The 23,494-nt window shown below is 60.4% G+C and carries 23 protein-coding genes and 1 pseudogene; 8 read left to right on the top strand and 16 right to left on the bottom strand.

The genetic code is table 11. The features are described 5' to 3' along the window. Positions 1-4 precede the first annotated feature (4 nt). The 3 genes from L8I05_RS07455 to L8I05_RS07465 form a co-directional block, all read right to left on the bottom strand. Entirely contained in the window at positions 5-739 is a 735-nt protein-coding gene (locus L8I05_RS07455) for a hypothetical protein (protein WP_242167924.1), read from the bottom strand. 82 nt (positions 740-821) lie between these two features. Then, positions 822-2,540 carry a hydrogenase maturation protein gene (locus tag L8I05_RS07460; protein WP_242167926.1) on the bottom strand — a complete coding sequence of 573 codons (1,719 nt, stop codon included), beginning with the start codon at positions 2,538-2,540 and terminating at the stop codon, positions 822-824. Between the two features lie 152 nt (positions 2,541-2,692). Further along, positions 2,693-3,385, bottom strand: coding sequence for a glycosyltransferase (locus tag L8I05_RS07465; RefSeq protein WP_242167928.1), 693 nt, complete (start codon positions 3,383-3,385; stop codon positions 2,693-2,695). A gap of 205 nt (positions 3,386-3,590) precedes the next feature. Between L8I05_RS07465 and L8I05_RS07470 the strand changes: the two genes are divergently transcribed. The 3 genes from L8I05_RS07470 (at position 3,591) to L8I05_RS07480 (ending at position 5,292) form a co-directional block, all read left to right on the top strand. Next, positions 3,591-3,872, top strand: coding sequence for a hypothetical protein (locus L8I05_RS07470; RefSeq protein ID WP_242167930.1), 282 nt, complete (start codon positions 3,591-3,593; stop codon positions 3,870-3,872). A gap of 245 nt (positions 3,873-4,117) precedes the next feature. Then, positions 4,118-4,441, top strand: coding sequence for a hypothetical protein (locus L8I05_RS07475; RefSeq protein ID WP_177015519.1), 324 nt, complete (start codon positions 4,118-4,120; stop codon positions 4,439-4,441). A gap of 245 nt (positions 4,442-4,686) precedes the next feature. Then, on the top strand, positions 4,687-5,292 hold the full coding sequence (locus L8I05_RS07480; protein WP_242167932.1) for a cysteine hydrolase: 606 nt from the start codon (positions 4,687-4,689) through the stop codon (positions 5,290-5,292). Between the two features lie 45 nt (positions 5,293-5,337). Here L8I05_RS07480 and L8I05_RS07485 read toward each other — a convergent pair. From L8I05_RS07485 to L8I05_RS07500, 4 genes and pseudogenes are all read right to left on the bottom strand, one after another. Next, a pseudogene (locus L8I05_RS07485) lies at positions 5,338-5,448 on the bottom strand (tautomerase family protein); the annotation flags it as partial. A 69-nt stretch (positions 5,449-5,517) separates the two neighbouring features. Next, positions 5,518-6,807, bottom strand: coding sequence for an MFS transporter (locus L8I05_RS07490; RefSeq protein WP_242167935.1), 1,290 nt, complete (start codon positions 6,805-6,807; stop codon positions 5,518-5,520). A 209-nt stretch (positions 6,808-7,016) separates the two neighbouring features. After that, positions 7,017-9,083 (bottom strand): maltose alpha-D-glucosyltransferase, encoded by a 2,067-nt coding sequence (gene treS / locus L8I05_RS07495; protein WP_242167937.1) that lies wholly within the window; start codon positions 9,081-9,083, stop codon positions 7,017-7,019. An 86-nt stretch (positions 9,084-9,169) separates the two neighbouring features. Continuing rightward, positions 9,170-9,928, bottom strand: coding sequence for an AraC family transcriptional regulator (locus L8I05_RS07500; RefSeq protein ID WP_242167939.1), 759 nt, complete (start codon positions 9,926-9,928; stop codon positions 9,170-9,172). A 176-nt stretch (positions 9,929-10,104) separates the two neighbouring features. On the opposite strand from L8I05_RS07500, the gene L8I05_RS07505 reads away from it, so the two are divergent. Genes L8I05_RS07505 through L8I05_RS07525 form a run of 5 tightly spaced genes read left to right on the top strand, consistent with a single transcriptional unit; the run spans position 10,105 to position 16,549 of the window. Next, positions 10,105-11,730: an APC family permease gene (locus L8I05_RS07505; protein ID WP_242167941.1), complete on the top strand. Its 1,626-nt coding sequence runs from the start codon at positions 10,105-10,107 to the stop codon at positions 11,728-11,730. Positions 11,731-11,742: 12 nt separating this feature from the next. Further along, positions 11,743-12,669: a 4-hydroxyproline epimerase gene (locus L8I05_RS07510; RefSeq protein WP_242167943.1), complete on the top strand. Its 927-nt coding sequence runs from the start codon at positions 11,743-11,745 to the stop codon at positions 12,667-12,669. 38 nt (positions 12,670-12,707) lie between these two features. Continuing rightward, on the top strand, positions 12,708-13,655 hold the full coding sequence (locus L8I05_RS07515; RefSeq protein WP_242167945.1) for a dihydrodipicolinate synthase family protein: 948 nt from the start codon (positions 12,708-12,710) through the stop codon (positions 13,653-13,655). 59 nt (positions 13,656-13,714) lie between these two features. Beyond that, entirely contained in the window at positions 13,715-15,286 is a 1,572-nt protein-coding gene (locus L8I05_RS07520) for an aldehyde dehydrogenase (NADP(+)) (RefSeq protein ID WP_242167947.1), read from the top strand. 3 nt (positions 15,287-15,289) lie between these two features. Continuing rightward, complete coding sequence (locus L8I05_RS07525; protein ID WP_242167950.1) at positions 15,290-16,549, top strand: FAD-dependent oxidoreductase; 1,260 nt, start codon at positions 15,290-15,292, stop codon at positions 16,547-16,549. A 22-nt stretch (positions 16,550-16,571) separates the two neighbouring features. Here the strand turns inward: L8I05_RS07525 and L8I05_RS07530 are convergent, their stop codons facing one another. From L8I05_RS07530 to L8I05_RS07570, 9 genes are all read right to left on the bottom strand, one after another. Beyond that, on the bottom strand, positions 16,572-17,486 hold the full coding sequence (locus L8I05_RS07530; protein ID WP_242167952.1) for an ADP-ribosylglycohydrolase family protein: 915 nt from the start codon (positions 17,484-17,486) through the stop codon (positions 16,572-16,574). Between the two features lie 50 nt (positions 17,487-17,536). After that, positions 17,537-18,520 carry a GlxA family transcriptional regulator gene (locus tag L8I05_RS07535; RefSeq protein ID WP_242168406.1) on the bottom strand — a complete coding sequence of 328 codons (984 nt, stop codon included), beginning with the start codon at positions 18,518-18,520 and terminating at the stop codon, positions 17,537-17,539. 70 nt (positions 18,521-18,590) lie between these two features. Then, the gene (gene lepB, locus L8I05_RS07540; protein ID WP_242167954.1) at positions 18,591-19,259 is read right to left on the bottom strand and encodes a signal peptidase I; all 669 of its coding nucleotides are present in this window, start codon (positions 19,257-19,259) and stop codon (positions 18,591-18,593) included. Between the two features lie 51 nt (positions 19,260-19,310). Beyond that, positions 19,311-19,625, bottom strand: a complete 315-nt coding sequence (locus L8I05_RS07545; RefSeq protein WP_242167956.1) for a hypothetical protein — start codon at positions 19,623-19,625, stop codon at positions 19,311-19,313. A gap of 43 nt (positions 19,626-19,668) precedes the next feature. Beyond that, positions 19,669-19,851, bottom strand: coding sequence for a hypothetical protein (locus L8I05_RS07550; RefSeq protein ID WP_242167958.1), 183 nt, complete (start codon positions 19,849-19,851; stop codon positions 19,669-19,671). Between the two features lie 158 nt (positions 19,852-20,009). Next, complete coding sequence (locus tag L8I05_RS07555; protein ID WP_242167960.1) at positions 20,010-20,615, bottom strand: LysE family translocator; 606 nt, start codon at positions 20,613-20,615, stop codon at positions 20,010-20,012. Positions 20,616-20,685: 70 nt separating this feature from the next. Next, positions 20,686-21,630: an alpha/beta fold hydrolase gene (locus tag L8I05_RS07560; RefSeq protein ID WP_242167963.1), complete on the bottom strand. Its 945-nt coding sequence runs from the start codon at positions 21,628-21,630 to the stop codon at positions 20,686-20,688. Between the two features lie 343 nt (positions 21,631-21,973). Next, positions 21,974-22,438 carry a hypothetical protein gene (locus L8I05_RS07565; RefSeq protein ID WP_159956273.1) on the bottom strand — a complete coding sequence of 155 codons (465 nt, stop codon included), beginning with the start codon at positions 22,436-22,438 and terminating at the stop codon, positions 21,974-21,976. A 241-nt stretch (positions 22,439-22,679) separates the two neighbouring features. After that, positions 22,680-23,423, bottom strand: coding sequence for a CerR family C-terminal domain-containing protein (locus L8I05_RS07570; protein WP_242167966.1), 744 nt, complete (start codon positions 23,421-23,423; stop codon positions 22,680-22,682). Positions 23,424-23,494: the final 71 nt, after the last annotated feature.

Here is a 23,494-nt window from a genome sequence, read left to right on the forward strand (position 1 = left end):
TGACTCATTGTTCATCAAGAAAAAAACTCTCTCGAAACAAACTCTTAAGCTCGGCCCGTCGCGTCGAGAATAGTGAAAAGTCACTCGCCACATCCTGAATATTCTCTGTGACCCTCACAAGATACCCAGTATTCAGCTTTTCAATGGGAAAGCCTGACGCAGCAATCCGCTCAACATCGACCTCTTCAGCAAACTCATCGCCGTAGAACATAGCCCAACCGATATTGGGCACGTCCGGTTTTAAAGCCGATTTGAATGAGCCGATCTGAAAACTATTATATTTCTCATGCGGGCCAAGTTCGGGTTCACTGAACAGGTGCAGCATTCCGAGTTGAGGAGGAAAAATTTCACACCATGCCTTGAAGAGCGAATACCAATCGACGCTCTTGCTACTGGCCGAGCGGTATGTGATTGCGCCAGGCACCACCTGCCCCCGGACATTGCGCGCCGTGTGGATGACGCTCCCACGGCCTTTAACCGCCTTTTTTCTGCGCCAGGCAAAGTCCAGGTAGAAGTCCGATAATGCGCCGTTAAACCGTATGGCCGCCTTTGATGCCCAGCACGCCTCACTCGCGGCCACGCCCATGAAGGGTTCTCCTAATTTATCCGCATTGTGCGACACCTGCTCTGGAACCAGTAACTCCCCTTCCCGACTTAATGACGAAATGAACGCCTCTCCAACACCCCAACCGATAGTTTCAGACTTCGTCCTGATTGAAATTTGCACATAGGGCTTCATAAATCGTCAAAGTCTCGTCAATTCGCGGGTGACACAAGTATATCTAAAGACCTCTCCCACCTTACTCATCGCATCGAGTCTATCAATCAACCAACGCTGCCCTACGCGCCAGTGCCCACGGCGCCATCAACCGCTGCGGGGTCTGGCAGGTTTTGCGCTTGAGCACGAAGTTGCGGCATTTCTCGGCGAATTGGTGGCGGTTGTGCACCATGTCTAGCTGCATCTGTACCAGCTCGGCTTCGCGGCAGCGTGCAACCTGGTCAATGTCCAGCGCCGCTTTACGAACGCGAGCCACGGCGTATTTTTCATCGGTTAACGCGCTGCCCGCCTGCTGCATCAGCCAGCGGCTGAAGGCGTGCGGGCAACGCGGGCCGATGCCCTGAACCAGCCCGTAGTGCTCGGCTTGCAAGGCACTGATCGGCAGGCAGGCGTCGGTGAGCTGTTGGGCGACCTCACTGCCGACTGCCCGTGGCAGGCTGTAGGTCCAGTATTCGGAGCCATATAAGCCCATGGTTTTGTAATGCGGGTTGAGTACCACGCCCTCGCGGGCCAATACGATGTCGGCGGCCAGCGCCAGCATTACACCACCGGCGCCGGCGCTGCCGGTCAGGCCGCTGATCACCAGTTGCCGGGCCGTGAGCAGTTCGTGGCACACATCGTCGATGGCCTGAATGTTGGCCCAGGCTTCCAGCCCCGGCATTGGGGCAGCCTGGATGACGTTGAGGTGCACACCATTGGAAAAGCTGCCGCGCCCGCCCTTGATCACCAGCACTTGCGTGTCCCGCGCCTTGGCCCAGCGCAACGCCGCCACCAGCCGCTGGCACTGCTCGGTGCTCATGGCGCCGTTGTAGAACTCAAAGGTGAGTTCACCGACGTGGCCGGCTTCGCGATAGCGAATCGGTTGATAGGCTTGCTCATCGAACATTTGATTGGCGATCGAGCTGTCCAGCACGGGAATATCCGCCAGTACTTCCGCCAGCACGTGGCGGGCCGGCAGCTTGAAGGTCTCCTCCCCCGGCCGGGCTTTGCGTTTGAGCGAGCCGATCCACAGGCTCTGATCACCGGCCGCCACCAGCACCGCGTCGTCCTGCACCGCGAGGATCTCACCCGGTGTGCCGTGGCGTGCATCCAGGTGCGCGTCGTACAGGTAATACTGCCCGCCCTGGATACTGGCCAGCACACCGGGCTGGCCATCGGCGGCGTCGATGCAGCGTTTGATGAAGCGTGCGCAATCGTACCAACTGAAGGTGCGGTCAGCCTGTGTCATGTTCGGCTGCAAACGCCCGATGACGTGGGCTTGGGTGTAATCGAGCGGCACCGGGACGAAACACCGGGCGAACTTTTCCACCACGTCGCGGATGCAATAGAGGGCGGCGTCACTCACCGCGCCGTTGTACAGCTCGGATTTGCGCACCTGGGCAGGCATGTCGAATTCGCAGGTCGACCAGATCGGCCCGGCGTCCATTTCCTCCACCGCCTGCAAAGCCGTGACGCCCCAGCGGCTGACCTGCTGGCTGATGGCCCAGTCCAGCGCGCTGGCACCACGGTCGCCGACGATGCCCGGATGGATAATCACCACAGGGCGCTCAAGGTTGCTCCAAAGTTGCTGTGGCACACGGTCTTTCAGAAAGGGGCAGATCACCAGGTCGGCGTCTGAATCCTCGATCTGCTGGCACACCGAGGCTGCATCGGTGAACAGAACAACGCTGGGCGCGTGCCCCGACTGGCGTAAATCCAGCCAGGCCCGCTGGGTCAAACCGTTGAACGCCGACGCTAACAACATGATCTTCAATGACCGCATGGCTGACTCATCCTTGAGAATGCGCGGCCAGAGCTGCTCCTTGAGCCTTCCCTGGCCTTTGATGGAAGCACAAGGATAGTTGGCGTGCGAGGCAGGCCACCTGATCAGGATCAATCTTGTGTCAGCGAGTGCTTGAACGTAGGCGCCTGCGTTCAACCAATAGGCGCATGAGCCGGCGAGTGCTCCCGCGCGCCCTCTGCCACAAGGGATGCCAGGTATTCACCAAACCCGCCGCGACACTTGTAGTCCCGACGCGCGCTGGTGACCACGGGATTGGTCGCCGTCCACACGATCCGCGCGCCGATCCTCTCGAGGTCGGCCACCAACTGCACATCTTCATGGGCAACCAAATGCTGGAACCCACCCGCATTTAAATAGGCATCCGCACTCAGGCCCAGGTTGGCACCGTGGATATGGCGGTGGTTCTCGGTGAACTGATACAACTCGAGGTAGCGCGAACGAACCGATTCACCGTACTCGCTCCAGCTGTCCACCTCGACGGTCCCGCACACCGCATCGGCGCCAAAGCCGATCTGGCGCACCAGCCAGTCGGCGGGCACGACCGTGTCAGCGTCGGTGAATGCCAGCCACTGAGCGCCCACTTCAAGCAATTGCTCCGCGCCCACGGCCCTGGCCTTGCCCACATTTCGAACGCTCACCTCGAGCGTTGCAACACCCATGGCTGACACGCGCGTGGCGGTCTCGTCCGAACACGCATCCAGCACCACCAGCAATTGGACCTGTTGATGGGCTAGGGCCGGATGAGCAATGGCGCGCTGGATGGAGGCGAGGCAGGCACTGATGTGCCGTTCTTCGTTATGGGCAGGTATCACTATCCCTATCATTGACGTTCCCTCTACCAGGCAAAGTGTCTACAGCTATCGACCGGGCCCTGAGGCAGAAGGTTTAAACAATCTGAAGGCGCCGCCAAATAATGGCGACAGGCAGGTCGCGGTGATTAAACGGAACGTCACAGGCGCCACAGGCTCAGATGGTTTACGTGTTTGATGCACGGATGAACCCGCCATTCCTACAAAAAGGTCAGCCATCATGTCTAACGATTATCAAGGTATCGCCAGTGTCATCACGGCGTCTCGCCACATGGGTACAGACTCGGATGAACGCCTTAATGAGACGGTAAATATTCAATTGACCTGCAGCGGCAAACCAACGATTGCGCGGTTGAGTTTCGCCACCCCGCTTCAATGGCCCGGCCACCCCAACTTTGTGCTGATCAACCTGCCGGACGGTACATCGGTGGGTGGTGTGATTGCCGAGATTGAAAAGTCGACCGATGGCCCGGGTTGGGTGACGTTTACGGTGGATGATTGAGGTCTTCCCAACAGGCTTCAAATCACCTCCAGACGGCTGCCTCGAATGAGACACACAGGCCAGTAATCGAGACGCACAGACAAGCCTATTTTCCCAGATACATTTTGTAACGTCCTATGATTGACGCTTGCTCGAATCGCCGCAGGGATTGGGTGGAGTGTGTTTATCACGCCCTTGAATCCGCAGCGAAAAATGAATCGAGTTCAGCAAACCAATCGATTTGGACAGACAAAAGGATGCGGGCTATGTCATTGCGTAATTTATCTTTACTGGTCACCACACTGGCGCTGTTAAGTGGGTGTAATGCGCTCGCGGGCAAAACCAACATGCTCAGTGATGAAGACGTGAAATCCCAAAGTGCCGGCGCATTGGGCTATGCCCCGACAGACCTGAGCATCGTCAACCGTCGAACCGAAGGCACCAACACCTACGTACTGCTTAAAACCAACGACAACAAGCAATTCAACTGCATTATCAACGGGGGCAATATCCTGACCTTCGGTATGTCCAACCCGCCTTCGTGTGCGAAGAAAGGTGAACAGATCAAGAGTGGCCCGTTCGGGAGCTGATCTGTCGCTGGAAAAAGGGCCAGGCCACCTCTATGAACGGAGGCCTGGCCCTTTTTTATTCGCTCAGATGAGTTTAAAAGACAAGATATCGGGCAGCTGGGCTCCGGCCCGTTCAGTCTGGGCAACCCAAACAAAATGCTCAGCGACTACTCGGCCGTCGCCGCACACCGTTTAAAGGGTGCGACCTACAGCGTCGCCCTGGTTGAAGGCAGCAACGAATAAACCCTATTGATCGGAGAGCGACCATGCACCCGCATAAAACCGCGATTGTTTTGATTGAATACCAGAACGACTTCACCACCCCCGGCGGCGTGTTCCATGACGCGGTGAAAGGCGTCATGCAAACGTCCAACATGCTGGCGAATACCGCCACCACGATTGAGCAGGCACGCAAGCTGGGCGTGAAGATCATCCACTTACCCATCCGCTTTGCCGACGGCTACCCAGAGCTGACCCTGCGCGCCTACGGCATCCTCAAAGGCGTCGCCGACGGCAGCGCGTTTCGTGCCGGCAGCTGGGGCGCCGAGATCACCGACGCGCTGAAACGCGAACCCACCGATATTGTGATCGAAGGCAAACGCGGGCTGGATGCTTTCGCCACCACCGGCCTGGACCTGGTGCTGCGCAACAATGGCATCCAGAACCTGGTTGTCGCAGGTTTCCTGACCAACTGCTGCGTCGAAGGCACGGTTCGCTCCGGTTACGAGAAAGGTTATGACGTGGTGACTTTGACCGACTGCACGGCGACGTTCAGTGATGAACAACAGCGCGCAGCCGAGCAGTTTACGTTGCCGATGTTTTCGCAAACCCTGCAACACACCGCGTTTCTGCAAGCACTGAACGCCGAATAAAAAAGCGGCGACTCCTGCCGAGTCGCCGCTTTTTTAGTGCTAGGGTCATTCGGTTGGCGCGTACTGCATTTCGCCGTTCCCAAACGACCAGTCTTCGCGCTTCACGTCCACCAGGCTGATCCACACGTCTTCCTTGCGCAGCCCGGTCTTGGCATTGCCGACGGTTTGCGCGAGTGCGCCGCGAAACTTCGGCATTTGAAGCATCGGTGAATGGCTGACCGGATGTCAGTGCTTATTGACCTGAACATAGACTGCCGCAAACAGACCAATCAAACAAACACCGGCGATGTAGTAAGCGGCGCCCATCTGACTGTATTGAAGCAACAGGGTGACGACCATCGGCGTCAGGCCACCGAATACGGCGTACGACACGTTGTAGGAAAAGGACAAGCCGGAAAACCGCACCACCGGTGGAAAGGCACGCACCATCACGGCAGGGGCTGCGCCTATCGCGCCGACAAAAAAACCGGTAAGTGAATAGAGTGGAACCAGCCATTGCGGGTGCGTTTCAAGCGTTTTGAACAAAAGCAGTGCGCTGAACAGAAGCATGACGCTGCCGATCATCAGTACCCAACCCGCACTGAAATGATCGGCCAGTTTCCCGGCGATCACGCAGCCAACACTCAAACACACAATAGCGAGACTATTGGCCTGCAAGGCTTGCGCTGCAGTAAAGCCATAGTGGGTTTGCAGCAGCGTCGGCGTCATCAAGATAATCACCACCACCCCCGCCGACATAAACCAGGTCAACAGCATAGACACACCGACGGCTTTTCGATGAGCTCGCAGCACAGTGCGTAAAGGCAGCTCTGCGGCCACTTCCTTGCGCTGCTGCATCTCTGCGAAAACCGGCGTCTCATGCAGCCATCGACGCAGATACACCGCCATCAGCCCGAACCCTCCGCCGAGCAGGAAAGGCACGCGCCAAGCAAAATCCAGTATTTCCTGCGCGGTGTAAAAACTGTTGATGAGGGTGGCGACAAAAGAGCCCAACAAAATCCCGGCCATCAACCCTGCCGTGAGTACGCCGCAGGCTAAACCAATATGGCGCGAAGGCACATGCTCGGAAACAAACACCCAGGCGCCCGGGACTTCCCCACCAATGGCAGCCCCTTGAATAACACGCAAGAGTAATAACAGCACTGGCGCCCACAGCCCAATCTCGGCATAAGTCGGCATCAAGCCCATGATGAGTGTGGGAACAGCCATCATTAAGATACTGAGCGTGAACATTTTCTTGCGCCCCAGAAGGTCGCCGAAGTGGGCGATCACCACACCGCCTAATGGACGCGCAAAGTAGCCGGCAGCAAAGATTCCGAATGTTTGCATCAATCGCATCCATTCCGGCATCTCGGGAGGGAAAAACAACTGCCCCACGACGGCGGCGAAGAACACAAAAATAATGAAGTCGTAAAACTCCAAAGCACCGCCCAAGGCGGACAATGACAAGGTTTTATAGTCCTCACTTTTAAGCGGGCGCGAGCCCTCTGGAACACCCGTCTGAATAGAGCTCATAGGACTATCTCTTTCTGATTTTATAGGTCTGACGACGTGGCAAAACACGGGTGGAGTCTAAGAAAGGCTCTATAGTTTTGAACGTCAGAACAATCTGAAAGCAGAGCGGTACTATCGACCGTGGCGCACTTTTAACGCGCGCTCGCCGATGCGTTTGGTGGGGGGAACACGCCGTGCCAATAGCACGGCGCCGGGTTAATCATTGGCCATTAAACCATCGGCGAATGGCTGACCACTCGCAGCGCCAGACCCTCGTAGGCATCCAGCGTGATGGTGAACTCACCCTCGGCGGTCAGATCGCCCTCGACCCGTTCATTGATGATGTCCACCACCGGCCCCGGCGCGATATTGGGCAGGTGCAGGGTTTCGGTAATCGCCGTGGCGCCGAAGTTAAGCGCGGTGATCTGCGTGCCCTTCCCGGCCGGCAGCTCGTGAACCATGATCAGCAAGCCGGGATGCTCGACGTCCGGCACCAGAATCTGCCGGCTGGCGGCGATGCCGTAGGCACTGCGCACCGCGAGGATTTTTTGCAGCTGCGAGGCAAATGACTGCGGGTCCTGCAACTGATGATTGAGGCTGCCGTACAAGGTTTTCGAACGCGGCATCTGCCCGGCCGACAGCTCGGCCTCCGGGTTCAAGTCCACCAGGTCATAGGCGCCGCGATGCACCCAGCGGGTATCGCCATCGGCCATCAAATGCGCGACGTCATCCGCCGCCAACGGCAGCGCACCGACCAGGTCCCAACCCGACAAGGCAAACACCCCAGGCTGCATGGCGTTGTACATCACCAACAACAAATGGATCTGCCGGATCTGCTCGATATCAGCCGGTGTAATCGCCTCCAGGTCACGAATACCCAGGGCCGCCGTGATGATGCTGGCGGTGGTGCAGGACACGCCGTTGGTGACGAATTTGAGGTTATACGGCGCATGCTCGCCGGCCAGGCGCTCATACATCTGCTCGCGGATATGCTCGCGCAGGATGTTGCCGGGGAACGTCTGGCCCTGATAGAGGTAATTATCGTGGGCGTGCAAGGTCCAGAAGTGCACCAGTTCCAGGGTCAGCTCGTCGTGGTTCTGCAAGGCATGAATCAACGAACCGGGGTCGATGCCCAGGCTGTGCATCTCGCGCAGCATCAGGCGCAGGAACTCGGTGTCGCCCATCAGCAACGCATGCTGGTAAGCCGGGCGCGTGATGAAGTCATAGGACAGGTCCGCGCCGCCGTGGGACATGGCGGCGATATCGTCGACCGTCAGGTTCAGCTCCTGAAAGCTGAACCCACCGGCCTTGCGAATCGCGCCGCCGAGCAACTGATTGCCAGTGATCGAGAGCGGGTGGCTTTCCGACCACGCGCCGCCTTCCAGCTTGCGCTCCACACCGAGGAAGCCGTTGGCGTCCAGGCGCAGGATCTTCGCGCCCATCACGTCAATCGCATGCAAGGCATCACCAATGATCATCTGCTGCGCGGCAAATGAGGGGTCGAGCCAGTTCAGCGACGGCTGGCCTTCCTTGAAGTAATGCAGGTACACCCAGCGCCGTGGTTTGCCGTCCACGCCCACCACTACCGGGGTTGCGCTCCAGTCGGTTTCCTTCACGCCAGGCTCGAAAAAGATCACCCGCTGCAACTGGCCGACGATGTAATGCTTGTCGCGCAGCGCATCCACCTGCAAGGGGCTGAGGTTCTGCGCGTCACGGCCTTCGGCGACATCGGGCAACATCGACCAGTCTTCCTCGCGGATCTCCACCATGTGGTAAAGCCCGGGGTAGTCCTCATACGCCATCTCGGCCAGGCGAAAATCCGCACCCTTGCCGGTGTGCGAGGGGATCACGTCGTCGATGATCACCGCGTTATGCGCGGCGGCCATGCGCGTCAGGGCTTGCAGCTGCGCCTCGGTGCCCAGTTGCGGGTCGATTTCAAAACTGATGCGGTCAAAATTGCCGTCAATGGTAGGCGTATGCCGCGTGCCGGACAGCCCGCCGGACTTTTTCAGCGGGCCATTGTGAATGCCCTGGATGCCGATTTTCGACAGCGCATGCCACAGGCTCTCATCCCCCAGCGCCTCCAGCACCGTGCCGTTTTCGCGGGTCACTATCGAAGCCGGGTACGCGGTAAACCACACCGACGACAACGCCGTGGCATCACGCGGCCGGGTCTGCGCATACGGCTGCTGCCACATCCGGCCTTGGCCCGAATAGAGCTTGGCGCGCTGGCGCGCCGCGTGCAGCATCGATTGCTCAACCAGCCAGTTCACATGATTGTTGTCCGCCGCCGTCATAAGCCCGTTACCTGTGTGCGTGAAAAGGTCATTCGTAAGCATAGGAGCGGCCACGGGGGTGATTCGTTGCATTGCAATGCGCGCAACTACGTCAACTGCCGATATTGCCTCGGCGTAAACCCGGTCAACGCCTTGAACTGGCGCGTAAACGCGCTGTGGTCGGTGTAGCCGCATTGCAGCGCAACCTCAGTGATCGGCAATTCGCTGTGCAGCAACCGGTGCGCATGTTCCAGGCGCACTTTCTGGATCATCTGCCGGGGCGTCAGGTGGAACACGCGCTTGCAGTAGCGCTCCAGCTGCGCCACGGAGATCCCGGCGATGCGCGTCAGTTCGCCAAGGCTCACGCGCCGGTTGAAATGCGTGCGGATGTACGCGTCCACGGCGGCCAGGCGCTGGTACGCCGGGTGGGTTTCGCTGGCCGATTGCAGGTCGACCGAAATCCCCGCCAAGCCTATGATCTGGCCGTCATCACTGTACAGCGGCCATTTGTGCGTCAGGCACCAGCCGGGTTCGCGCGTGCCGTACAGGTGCAGTTCCAGCTGGTCCTCAAGCACAAACCCTTGCTCCAGCACTCGCCGGTCCTGCTCGGTATAGCCCGGCCCCAACTGCGCAGGGAACACTTCGGCGCTGGTCTTGCCCAGCAGCGGTTGCAGTTGCTTGAGGCCGCAGCGTTGCACCAGCGTGTGGTTGGCGAGCACGTAGCGTGCGTCGATGTCCTTGATAAAGATCGCGGCATTCGGGATCACGTCCAGCAGCGGCAACAACTGCGCCACGCCATCCAATAGCTGCTGCATGTCGTGGGGGCGACGCGCCTCGAATAGGCGTGCAAATGCGCTGGGCAACATGAGGTGACTCCCGGTTTTTTTGAGCAGATTGCCCCATGCCGAAGTGACTGTCGAGCGCGGCAAACTGTGCCGAATTCGTCATCACCACACGCGCAAAACATCAATCCCCACGCCGTTGATGGGTTCAGGATAGCGCCACTACCTGCCTATCCAATAACTCACAAGAAGGCGCCGCCATGTCTGCTCAAGGCAAGTTCAAGAAACAACTTTCACTGATGGACCTCACCTTTATCGGGCTGGGCGCCATCTTCGGTTCGGGCTGGCTGTTCGCGGCCAGTCACGTGTCCGCCATCGCCGGGCCGGCCGGGATTATTTCCTGGCTGATCGGCGGTTTCGCCGTGCTGTTGCTCGGCATCGTCTACTGCGAGCTTGGCGCCGCCCTGCCCCGCGCCGGTGGCGTGGTGCGTTACCCGGTGTATTCCCACGGCCCGCTGCTGGGCTACTTGATGGGTTTTATCACGCTGATTGCGTTCTCAAGCCTGGTGGCGATTGAAGTGGTCGCCTCGCGCCAATACGCAGCGGCCTGGTTTCCCGAACTGACGAAGGCCGGTTCCAGCGACCCGACCACCCTCGGCTGGCTGGTGCAATTCGCGCTGCTGTGCCTGTTCTTTATCCTTAATTATCGCAGTGTGAAAACCTTCGCCATCGCCAATAACCTGGTGAGCGTGTTCAAGTTCATCGTGCCGCTGTTGGTGATTGGCGTGCTGTTCACCTTCTTCAAACCGGCGAACTTCCAGGTGCAGGGTTTTGCACCGTTCGGGCTGTCGGGTATTGAGATGGCGGTATCGGCCGGTGGGGTGATCTTCGCTTACTTGGGCCTCACGCCGATCATCTCGGTGGCCAGTGAAGTGAAGAACCCGCAACGCACGATTCCAATTGCGTTGATCCTCTCCGTGCTGCTTTCGACCGCCATCTATGTGCTGCTGCAAACCGCGTTCCTTGGCGGCGTGCCGACCGAGATGCTCGCCAACGGTTGGGCCGGGATCAGCAAGGAACTCGCGCTGCCTTATCGTGATATCGCGCTGGCGCTGGGCGTGGGTTGGCTGGCGTATCTGGTGGTGGCCGACGCGGTGATCTCGCCCAGCGGCTGCGGCAATATCTACATGAATGCCACCCCGCGCGTGGTGTATGGCTGGGCGCAGACCGGCACGTTTTTCAAGATCTTCACGCGTATCGATGAAAAATCCGGCATCCCGCGCCCGGCGCTGTGGCTGACCTTTGGCCTGTCGGTGTTCTGGACCCTGCCGTTCCCGTCCTGGGAAGCGCTGATCAATGTGGTGTCGGCCGCGTTGATCCTGAGCTACGCCGTGGCCCCGGTGACCGTCGCCGCGCTGCGCCGCAATGCACCGCAAATGGCGCGGCCATTCCGGGTCAAGGGCATGGCGGTACTCGGCCCGCTGTCGTTCATCATCGCCGCGCTGATCGTGTACTGGTCGGGCTGGAGCACCGTGTCGTGGCTGCTCGGCCTGCAAATTCTGATGTTTGTGATTTACCTGCTCTGCGCGCGCTGGGTGCCGACCGCGCACCTGACTATCAAGCAGCAAGTGCGCTCGTCGGCGTGGCTGATCGGCTTCTACGCGGTGACCATCCTGCTCTCCAAGCTCGGCAGCTTCGGCGGCATCGGCGTGCTCAGCCACCCGTTTGACACGCTGGTGGTCGCGGTCTGCGCCTTGGGCATCTACTACTGGGGCGCCGCCACCGGCGTGCCTGCACACCTTGTGCGCCTGGAACACGAAGATGACGAAAGCGAAGCCGTCAGCGAGCCCCAGCACAACGCGCCCTTGTCCCCGGCCACTCACTGAATGGAGCGTCATATGAAGCGCCTGCACGTTATCGACTCCCACACCGCCGGCGAACCGACGCGCCTGGTGCTGGACGGTTTTCCCACGCTTTCAGGCAACACCATCGCCGAGCAACTGGAGAACCTGCGCACCGAGCACGACCCATGGCGCCGCGCCTGCCTGCTGGAGCCGCGTGGCAATGATGTACTGGTCGGCGCGCTGTACTGCGAGCCGGTCACGCCCGGCGCCACCTGTGGGGTGATCTTCTTCAACAACGCCGGTTACCTCGGCATGTGCGGCCACGGCACGATCGGGCTGGTCGCCTCTTTGCATCACCTGGGGCGCATCCAGCCCGGCGTGCACAGCATCGACACGCCGGTCGGCCCAGTCGCGGCGACGTTACATGAAGACGGCGCCGTGACTCTGCGCAATGTGCCCGCCTACCGCCACCGCCAGCAGGTGGCGGTAGACGTGCCCGGCCATGGCGTGGTCCACGGCGACATCGCCTGGGGCGGCAACTGGTTCTTCCTGGTCTCGCAGCACGGGCAAACCCTGGAGATGGACAACGTCGAAGCCCTGACTGATTACACCTGGGCGATGCTCAAGGCCCTGGAACAGCAAGGTATTCACGGTGCCGATGGCGCGTTGATCGACCATGTCGAGCTGTTCGCAGACGACCCGCACGCAAACAGCCGCAACTTCGTGATGTGCCCCGGCAAAGCCTACGACCGCTCGCCGTGCGGCACCGGCACCAGCGCCAAGCTCGCGTGCCTGGCCGCCGACGGCAAACTCGCCCCCGGCGCAACCTGGGTGCAAGCCAGCATCACCGGCAGCCAATTCCAGGGCCGTTATGAATGGGACGGCGAACGCGTGCGCCCGTTCATCACCGGCCGCGCCTATATGACCGCCGACAGCACCTTGCTGATCGACGAACAGGACCCTTTCGCCTGGGGCATCTGAGCCCGGGCCGTATTTAACTGAACGCTGGAGTTAGAACAATGAGCGACAACATCTTCACCGGTTGCATCCCCGCACTGATGACCCCGTGCACACCGCAACGCAAGCCGGACTTCGACGCGCTGGTTGCCAAGGGCCGCGAGCTGATCGATATCGGCATGAGCGCCGTGGTGTACTGCGGCTCCATGGGCGACTGGCCGTTGCTCACCGAAGCCGAACGCCAGGAAGGCGTAGCACGCCTGGTGGCAGCCGGTGTGCCGACCATCGTCGGCACCGGCGCCGTCAACAGCCGCGAAGCGGTGGCCCACGCGGCGCATGCGGCCAAGGTCGGTGCCCATGGCCTGATGGTGATCCCGCGCGTGCTCTCCCGTGGTGCTTCGGCCACCGCGCAAAAGGCGCACTTCGCGGCGATCCTCAAGGCCGCGCCAAACTTGCCGGCGGTGATCTACAACAGCCCGTATTACGGCTTTGCCACCCGCGCCGACTTGTTCTTCGAACTGCGCCGCGAACACCCGAACCTGATTGGCTTCAAGGAGTTCGGCGGCGGCGCCGATTTGCGTTACGCGGCGGAAAACATCACCTTCCAGGACGATAACGTCACGCTGATGGTCGGTGTCGACACCCAAGTGGTGCACGGTTTCGTCAACTGCAACGCCACCGGCGCCATCACCGGCATCGGCAACGCCCTGCCCCGCGAAGTGCTGCAACTGGTGGCCCTGAGCAAACAAGCCGCCAAAGGCGACGCCAAGGCACGGCGCCTGGCGCGCGAATTGGAAGCCGCGCTGGGCGTGCTGTCGTCCTTCGACGAAGGCTGCGACCTGGTGCTGTATTACAAGCACCTGATGGTGCTCAACGGCGACCAGGGTTACGCCCTGCACTTCAATGAAACTGACGTGCTCAGCGATGCGCAACGCCGTTATGCGGAAAACCAGTACGCGCTGTTCCGCCAGTGGTACGCCAACTGGTCGGCCGAGCAGAACCTGGCCTGACCCGTGCGCGCCGCTGTGGTGGTCACAGCGGCCAACCCTCTTTTTTGCAGGACGACCCCATGACTCTGACGGGCAAGATGCTGATCGGTCAGCAAGCAATTTCCGGCGATCGCGAAGCGATCCGGGCCATCAATCCCGCCACCGACACGCCATTGGAACCTGCGTACGGCGGTGGCCATGGCGCGCATGTCGAACAGGCATGCGCCTTGGCGTGGGCGGCGTTCGACACTTATCGCGAAACCTCACTGGGAGATCGCGCCACGTTCCTTGAAACCATTGCCGACGCCATTGAAGCCCTCGGCGATGCGTTGATCGACCGCGCCGTGGCCGAAACCGGCCTGCCGCGCGCGCGTATTCAAGGTGAGCGCGGCCGCACCTGCGGGCAATTGCGCAGCTTCGCGCGTACCGTGCGTGCCGGTGAATGGCTGGATGTGCGCGTCGATACGGCGCAGCCTGAGCGCCAACCGCTACCGCGTGCGGACCTGCGTCAACGCCACGTGCCACTCGGGCCGGTGGCAGTGTTCGGCGCAAGCAATTTCCCGCTGGCGTTCTCGGTGGCGGGCGGCGACACCGCTTCGGCACTGGCGGCCGGTTGCCCGGTGATCGTCAAGGCCCACGGTGCGCATCCGGGCACCAGCGAGCTGGTCGGGCGTGCGGTGGCCAAGGCCGTCAACGCCTGTGGTTTGCCGGAAGGCGTATTTTCACTGTTGTACGGCTCCGGTCGCGAGGTGGGCATTGCGCTGGTCACCGACCCGCGCATCAAGGCCGTCGGTTTTACCGGCTCGCGCAGCGGCGGCATGGCGTTGACCCAGACGGCGCAGGCACGGCCGGAGCCAATTCCGGTGTACGCCGAGATGAGCTCGATCAACCCGGTGTATCTGTTTCCTGCGGCGTTGCAGGCACGGGCCGAAGACTTGGCGCAGGGGTTTGTGGCGTCGTTGACCCAAGGCGCTGGGCAGTTCTGTACCAACCCAGGCCTGGTGATTGCCGTCGCAGGCAACGCACTAGAGCTCTTTATTGCCAAGGCGAGCCAGTTGCTGCCAGGGTGTGCGGCGCAGACCATGCTGACGCCAGGTATTTTCAGCGCTTACCAAACCGGTGTCGGTGCATTGACAGAGCATGCCCAGGTTGTCGCCACCGGCGCGGCGTCCGTTGGCCCAAATCAAGGCCAGGCGCACCTGTTCGTGACCCAGGCCAAGGCGTTTTTGGCCGATGAACACCTGCAAGGGGAAGTCTTCGGCGCCGCTTCGCTGGTGGTTGTGTGCGCCAATAACGAAGAAGTACGCCAGGTCTCGGAACACCTGGAAGGCCAACTGACCGCCACGCTGCACCTGGATGACGATGACCTGGCACACGCCAAAGCCTTGCTCCCGGTGCTCGAACGCAAAGCCGGCCGCCTGCTGGTGAACGGCTGGCCAACCGGCGTGGAAGTCTGTGACGCCATGGTCCACGGCGGTCCTTTCCCGGCCACCTCGGATTCGCGCAGCACCTCGGTCGGCACGGCGGCGATCCTGCGGTTCTTGCGCCCGGTGTGTTATCAGGATTTCCCCGACAGCCTGCTGCCCGACGCCCTGCAACAGGGCAACCCATTGCGGTTACGGCGCTTGCTCGACGGCCAGAGAGAGGCCTAGGCCATGTCCGATTCCAACACTGGCGATATCGTCGTGGTCGGCGCCGGCATTATCGGCGTGGCCTGCGCCCTGCAATTGGCAAGACAGGGCCAGCGCGTGGTGGTGATTGACGCGCAAGCGCCCGGCAACGGCGCCTCCTACGGTAATGCCGGGCACCTGGCGACCGAACAGGTGTTTCCCATCGCCGATGTGTCGATTCTAAAGCGCCTGCCCGCGATGCTGATGGACCCGATGGGCCCGCTGCGCCTGGACTGGAAATACCTGCCCCGCGCCCTGCCCTGGTTTGTCCGCCTGTTGCTGAACCTGCGCCCGGCGAACTACCGGCGCACGGTCGCGGGTATTCGGGCGCTGAATGAAAGCAGCCTCGGCGCCTGGCAACGCTTGCTGCACTCCATTGACCGCGCGCAGTTATTGCGCGAAGACGGTTCGCTGTTGGTGTTTGAGCGCGCCGAATCGCGTGAGGCCATTGAGGCCTTGCAACAGCGCATGCGGCAACAAAACGTGCCGGTGGCGCTCTGGTCAAGTAGTGATGTGCGCAAAGCAGCGCCGCAGTTGAGCGACGCGGTACAAGGTGGGCTGTTTTTCCCCGGCACCGGGCATTTTCTCGACCCGTACCACGTGGTCTGCGAACTGGTTGAGGCCGCCAGGGCCGAAGGTGTGCAGTTTCTCAAGCAGCGCGTCGTGGACGCGCGCCTCACGCCAGATGGGGTGTCGCTGTTGACCGATCAAGGCACCCTCACTGCACGCCAGGTGCTGATCGCCTGCGGCGCACACTCGGCCAAACTCACCGCGGCACTCACCGGCAAAACAGTGCCGCTGGACACCGAGCGCGGCTATCACTTGATGCTGCCCCAGGAGCCACAGCGCCTGCCCTTTGCCGTCACCTCATTCGAGCGCAAATTCATCATGACGCCCATGGCCGGCGGCCTGCGCCTGGCCGGCACGGTGGAATTCTCCGGGCTCGAACGCCCGGCAAACATGAGACGTGCCTGGCAACTGCACCGGCTGAGCCAGGGACTGTTTCGCCACGACCTCAGCACGCAAGACGCCACGCCGTGGATGGGGTTTCGGCCTTCCCTGCCTGACTCGCTGCCGATCATCGACCGGGTGTGCGACGGCAAGGTGTTGCTCGCCTTTGGGCACCAGCATTTGGGTTTGACGCAAGCGGCGGTGACGGCGGAAATGGTCGCGCAGTTGGCCGCTGAAACTCCGGTGTTTTCCGGGCTACCTGCGTTTGCGTCGTATCGCTTGGATCGATTCTGAAAAAACGGTGAGTTGCGAGTATTCAGCAGCGGGCCTGGGATGCAGCCAATAAATCATCAGCCATCTGCTGAATCTCCTCGCGCATCCATAGCGTCTCCAGCCATCCTGCCGGAATGCCTTGAACGCCGTAGTAGGCACCCGCCAACTGCCCCACGATAGCGGCCGTGGTATCTGCGTCATCACCGAGGTTCGCCGCAGCGAGCACAGCTTCGGCAAAACTGTCGGTGTGCTGGAAGCACCAGAACGCAGCCTCCAGAGAGGCCACGGAATACCCGGAACCGACAACGTCATCGCGGGATTTGTGCTGGTACTCGCCGGCTGCGATAGCCAGCACTTTAGGCGCAGTCAGGCCTGATCCAGAGACCTGCAAGACTGCATTCTTCGAGGCGCCGCTCAAGGCATTGCTGATGGCTTGCGCCAGCACCACGCAGCACTCGATTGCCTCCTGGGCCGCGTGAGTCGTGCGGGAGCTTTCGATGGCGAACTTACGCACGGTTTCCGGGTTGGGAAAGAACAACAGCACCACCGGAGCAAGGCGCATCAGCGAACCATTGCCGGCAGAATACGGATCGGTAGAGCCCGAAAATGCGTCGCCGCTGCCCTCGAACCGTGCCAATGCCTCACGCACGGTCATGCCGATATCAAAGCAGTCTCCGGTAGAACTCAAGTAGCCCCATTTCCACCAGTTAAGATACCGGCCCATCTGGTCCTTCGGGTCAAAACCACCCTTGCGCAGCAGGCTTTCAGCCAGGCACAGCGCCATCGATGTGTCGTCCGTCCACTGGCCGGGCTTAAGGTTAAACGGCCCGCCGCCGACCATATCCGTGAGCGGCGTAAACGAACCGCGTGGCATAAATTCAACCGTGGTGCCAACGGCGTCACCACATGCCAAACCCAGCAAACTGCCGCGGTAGCGATCTGAAAGCGTTATAGACATCGGCACTCCTTGGTAAGTATTCGTCCGGTAAAAAGCCATCCGTGCCCATGCTACTTGACCAACCGCTTCTCCTTGGAGGGGCGATATCCGAAATACGCGCTATAGCACTTACTGAAATGACTTGGCGAGACAAACCCGCACGCCACCAGCACATCCACTTGCGACAGCTCGGTGTGCTGCAGCAAACGCCGCGCCTCGGTGACGCGCAACTCCATGTAGTAGCGTTGCGGCGTGGTGCCCAGCTGCTCCTTGAACAACCGCTCCAGCTGGCGTCGGGAGCGGCCGGCGTAAACCGCAAGTTGGTCCAGTTCCAGGGGCTCTTCGAGGTTGGCGTCCATCAGCTTGACCACTTCACGCAGTGGCGCGCTGACGCAGACGTTTTCCGTGGGTTTGATGCGCCGGTAACGCGACTCTTCGAACGACAGGATATCTTCGATACCTTCGACCAGGGCCTTGCCGTGCAGGCCCTTGATCCAGTCCAGGGCCATGTGGAAGGAGCCCGAGGGGCTGGAGGCCGTGAGGCGGTCACGGTCGATCACAAAGGCTTCGCTGGTGACCTGGGCAGCCTTGGCGACTTCCGCCAGCGCCGGGCGATGTTCCGGATGAATCGCGCAGCGGTAGCCCTGCAACAGCCCGGCGCGGCCCAGGAACCACGCGCCATTCCACAGGCCGGCGAGGCTGACACCCTGTTCGGCGGCGGCGCGCAACAGCTGGATGAGTTCATCGCCGGCTTTGAGTTCGGTGCGAAAACCTCCGCACATAACCAACAACTCCAGCTCGCACAGCGCTGAGAGTTCCAGGCGCGCGTCGGGGCGGATCACCAGGCCCAGGTCGCTGATGACCTCGCCATCGCCGCAGCCGAAGGTACGCGTGGCGAACAGTTCGGGGCGCAGCAGGTTGGCGGTGATGAGGGTGTCGAGGGTCTGGGTGAACGCGGGCAGGGAGAAGTGCTCAAGCAGCAAAAAGCCGACACGCGTGGCGGCGGCCGGCTGCTGTGGGGTTTCATTGAGGTAGCGCAGGTTCTTGCCTTGCATGCCACCGCTGAACTGGCGTCTTTCCATCGAGGCTTAGCCCACTCTTATTGTTGATGCAGTGGGCGCCATCTTAGAGGATTGCGGCACCAAATCGGCGAAATCGTGGCATCCAGTTATCCAGGATCTGCGCCGAAGCCAGCACATGGTGCGCGCGCCCGATCAGCAGGCGGCGCGGCACAAAGCCGATGTAGCGCGAATCTGCACTGTTGTCGCGGTTATCGCCCAACATGAAGTAGCTGTCGGCGGGTACCACGACGGGGCCGAAATCCCGCAGCGCACGCACCACCGGCATGAATTGCACGGTGCGCCGGCTGGTGTTCACCTGCTCAGTCAGCTTGATACCCGGCACAGACTGGCCTGGCACAAGGGGCTCGTTGATGGCCTGCTCATCCGAGTAGGTGGCCGGCACGCCGTTGATCCACAGCACCTCGTTCTTCATTTGCAGCGTGTCACCAGGGATGCCGACGATACGTTTGATCAAGCGCACACCGTCTTTGGGCGAGGAAAAGGTCACCACGTCACCGCGCTGCGGGTTATCCAGCTTGAGCAGTGAAATATCCGTGAGCGGCACCTTGAGGTCATACGCGACGCGGTTCACCAGCACCACATCGCCTTCCACCAGGGTCGGGCGCATGGAGCCGGAGGGGATCGGGTTCCAGTCGGCCAAGGAGGTGCGGAACACGCCAAAACACAGCCAGAAAAGGATGGCGTAACGGTATTTGCTCAACAGACTTCGCATACATCCTCGCACTGCAAAGGCGGCGCAGAGCAGGCTCTACGCTGGCCGAGGTCATTTTTTGAAACATTCACGCTTGCCGATGAAGATTACATTAAGGCTTGCCCATACACCTCTACGCGCGGGCGTTAAGCGCTGATCTTCATAAACTCGCGCGCTTGCCAAGCCCTTGTTCAAGGCTTCACGCCCCATCTGATACGGTTTTTTCTTTGCCATCTGCGTCTGTATCGAAAACGGTCTGGGGCGGACAATGGGCGCATTCCCGACACCCTTGTCGAGTGCGGCAGGAAGGTTCCTGTCGCCCCTTCCCTTCGGAGGCCTTATGACCAAGATGGCAATTTTCCTGTTCGGCTTTTTGGTGCTGACCATCGGCATTGGCTTGCTGGCGACTATCTCGCCGGTCTGATCCAGTTCAGCAGAACGTCACCATTTCGAAATCCGCCAAGGTGCCCGCTGCCTGCGCCGCCAATTCGCTGATCGCGATGGTGCGCAGGGCACTGGCATGACTGAGCAGAAACCGCGTGATGTCCTCGGGTGAGCCGTGTACATCGGCCAGGCGCTGGTGGTCGCCATATTGGCCGGCCAACAGTTCCATGACTTTATGGGTCGGCAGCGAGCCCTTGGCCGGGTCGAGATGAAGTTTGATTGAGGTGAGTGCCGATCGGCTACGTGATCGGGTTGCCGGCCAGGCATATGGCGCCGAGCATGCAATAGCCCGCCAAAACCCGTCAATGTCGGCAACCGGCTACTGCTTCAATTGAAGAGCATCGGGTACAGCGACAGTACCAACAACGCCGCCATCGAGCCGTTGAACACCCTGACCCGGCGCGGTTCGCGCAGCACATTGCGCAGGCCGGTGCCACAGCCCACCCAGACACACACGCTGGGCAAATTGACCACTGCGAACACCAGGGCAATCACCAGCACATTGGTCACATAACCCTCAGCCGGCGTATAGGTGGTGATCGCGCCCAACGCCATGATCCATGCTTTGGGGTTGACCCACTGGAACGCCGCCGCGCCGAGGAACGTCATGGGCTTGGCGTGCGCATCACTGCTGTCGGACATGCCGCCTGCGGTGGCGATTTTCCACGCCAGGTACAACAAGTAGGCCGCGCCGACATAACGCAGCACCGTGTAGGCCCACGGGAACACCTTGAATACTTCGCCCAGGCCCAGGCCTACCGAAATCACCAACAGCATGAAGCCTATGCTGATCCCCAGCGCGTGAGGCATCGAGCGGCGAAACCCGAAGTTCACCCCCGACGCCAGCAACATGGTGTTGTTGGGCCCTGGGGTGATCGAGGACACAAAGGCGAAAAGCACAAAGGCTGACAGCAGGCTGGTGGACATGAACATGGCGCGGCATCCGAACGGCAGTGGTATGCCTGCGACAGTAGTGGGTTCTGGCGCCATTCGCCCCGTACAGCTAAGGGCGGATCGAGGAATACACTTTGGCCTTGTCGAGCAGTTCACGGCAGTGGTCGACGGTTTGCTGCGTAGACTCCACCATCGGCAGGTGCCCTATGCCGTCAAGAATCACCAGCCGTGCATGGGGAATGCCCGCGAGCCAGGTGTGCGCACTGGCGACGGGCACCATGCGGTCCTCGCGGCCCCATAGAATCAGGCTCGGCACGCGCACCTCAGGCAGCCAGGGTTCAATGCGCGGGCTGTCGGAAAAATTCGCAAAAATCTCCGCCAGCTCATCACGCCGCTTGATATAGCTTTGCGCCTCAGCCGCCAGCAATACCTCGGGTATAGACGGTGGCGCGGCCATGGTCATGGCAAAAAAACGGTCGAACTGCGCACGTGTACGAATCAGGAATGGGTTATCACCCCTGTTGACCAATTCTTCCACTTCATTGGGTTGCGGCAGGTTCACCCCCGCGGCCCCAATCAAGCCCAGGGACAACACCCGCTCCGGGTGATGGGTGGCCAACCAGCTGGCGACATACGCGCCCATGGAGCTGCCAATCACGTGCACTTTGTCGATATGGCACGCATCCAGCAACGCCACCATCCGCCGCGCTTGCGCCGCAATGCTGTAGTCGCCACCCGGCACAAAGGTATTTTTACCGTGGCCGGCAAGGTCCGGGATGATCACCCGGTAGTCATCTACAAAATGCCGGGCAAACCCGAGCCAGACGCCCTTGTCCGCGCTGAAACCGTGCAACAGCAACAGGGCTGGCGCATGGCCGCGGCCGCCTTGGTAAGTTGCGAGCGTCATGCCCTTGATCGGCAGGGTAACGGCCTTCAAACGAGACCGCCGTGCTTCCACCCAGGCGATCAGCTCAAACAGCACATTGCCAACGCGTGGGTAGGTCCACCACACCCACAACGCAACGGTGGCAAGCACGCCGACGATCACAAGCATCAAGGTTTCTCCGACAGTGGCGATGGGATTGCTTTCACTGGCCGGTATACTTGCTCACTGCGCTTGAATCCGTGCTGAACGCATCACAAAAGGACAGGGAATGAAGGTCATCAGGTTCTTACTGATTGTACTGCTGGTGCCCTTTGGCAGCGACTTGGGCTTCACGTATGAAAAGCCACGTAGGGTATTCACACGCGGTTTTTTAGGGCTCTGTGTGATGGTGGCGACGCTTGAATGTCTGATCCTGCACGATATCTACAACAAATAACCCCGCCTAACCGGTTTAAAACAGTTCCCGATAACGCGCCGGGAACCGTTTATCTTGGCTGGCAAAGTACGTCACTCAGTTTTGCGGGCGTTGCTTGGTCGAGTCCAGTTCGGCTTTTTTGGCCGTTGAAATTTCAGTGATCTGCGCAGACTTGGCGATGGCCAGGTCGAACGTGTCCTGCATTTTTGCGATGGCGTCGGTCGCCGTGCCCTTGAGCCCACCGTTGGCCGCCCAATCGAAGTTCCACACGCCGGACAAGTTGTCGGCACCGGCGACATCGTGGGTTTCGATGGCAGTGAACACATCCGGGTGTTTTTCCATGTACTTGGCCGCATCGGAAACGTCGGTGGGCACCTTGCCTGAAGCATTGTTGGCCAACTGCGTCAGCTCCTGCTTGGTAATGGCCGACTTGCCGGTCTGGCGCATGTAATCGGCAATTACCTTACTGGACTTGGCAATGTTCAATTTGTCGTCGAACGTGGACGGCGAGGACTTTGGCGTGTTCGACCCGCCAGACGCGGGCGTTACGGTAGTAGACATCGGCGCTGCTCCCTCAATGGAACGAATGAAATCGTCGTGCTGACGATACCCCGACGCGGACGTTAGCATGGGCAAAGGGCCATTCCCCATGCTTCACAACATTTCACAACGGCAGGCTGATTTTCGCCGCATTTTCCGCTGCCTTCCCGGCCGGCATCAGTCGTACTTCGGCGGCGGCGGTGGTGTCGGCGCCCTGGTCGGTCGCACGTTTCGGCGCTTGCCTGAATTGATGTTTACCGCATCACGCAGATATTTGCGGTCTATGACTGTCGTCTGAGGTAGCGCGCCTATCTCGCAGGCTCACCAGCCCTTCAAGCGTAAAGCGTGCCTGTGTCAGCACCACCTCCTGCACGATTTCCATCTCCTTCTGGCTCACCTCTGTCCACTTCAGCGCTTCGAGCAGTTTGGGTTTCTGCACCCGGAACGCCAGACCTTGGGTGAATAGCGCCATTGAGTGAATCACCGTGCGCTCGTCCTCTACGGCAAAACCCGACAAATGCGCGATCAGTTGGCGGATGACCCGGCCGATGCGCGCCTTGAAGCGGTCTTCAAATGCGCTAGTGGCGCTTTCCGGGCACAGGCCCGCTTGGTGGCGATCAAGAAATGCACGCCAGGCCGTGGTCTGCGGGCTGTCCTGGATAGTCGACACGACCGTGCCGAGGATACCCAACGACACGTCGATCAAGGTTTTATCCTCGGCCTCAAGGTCGGCCAGCGCGTTCTCTGCAGCTTCCACGCAAGGGCCCATCTTGCGCCAAAGCAACGTGATCAAATGCTCGACACACGCCAGGTACACGCCTTCCTTGCCATCAAAGTAGTACTGAATCGCCGGTGCGTTGACCCCGGCTGCCGTGGCGATGTCGCGCGTGGACGCGCGGTCGTAGCCGCGCTCGCCGAACACCACGACCGCCGCCTCGACAATACGCGCACGGGTTTCTTCGCCACGCTGATAACCACCTTCGGCGGCAGGTTTATGTCGTGCCATGTGCAGCTCCTTTCGAATACCGGACCAAAATATACCAGTTGACAAAAATTCGCGAAAAATGGAATTTATTC

Source organism: Pseudomonas sp. MONT-RG-20F-20-E-7-02 (genome assembly GCF_022662395.1).
Lineage (GTDB): Bacteria > Pseudomonadota > Gammaproteobacteria > Pseudomonadales > Pseudomonadaceae > Aquipseudomonas.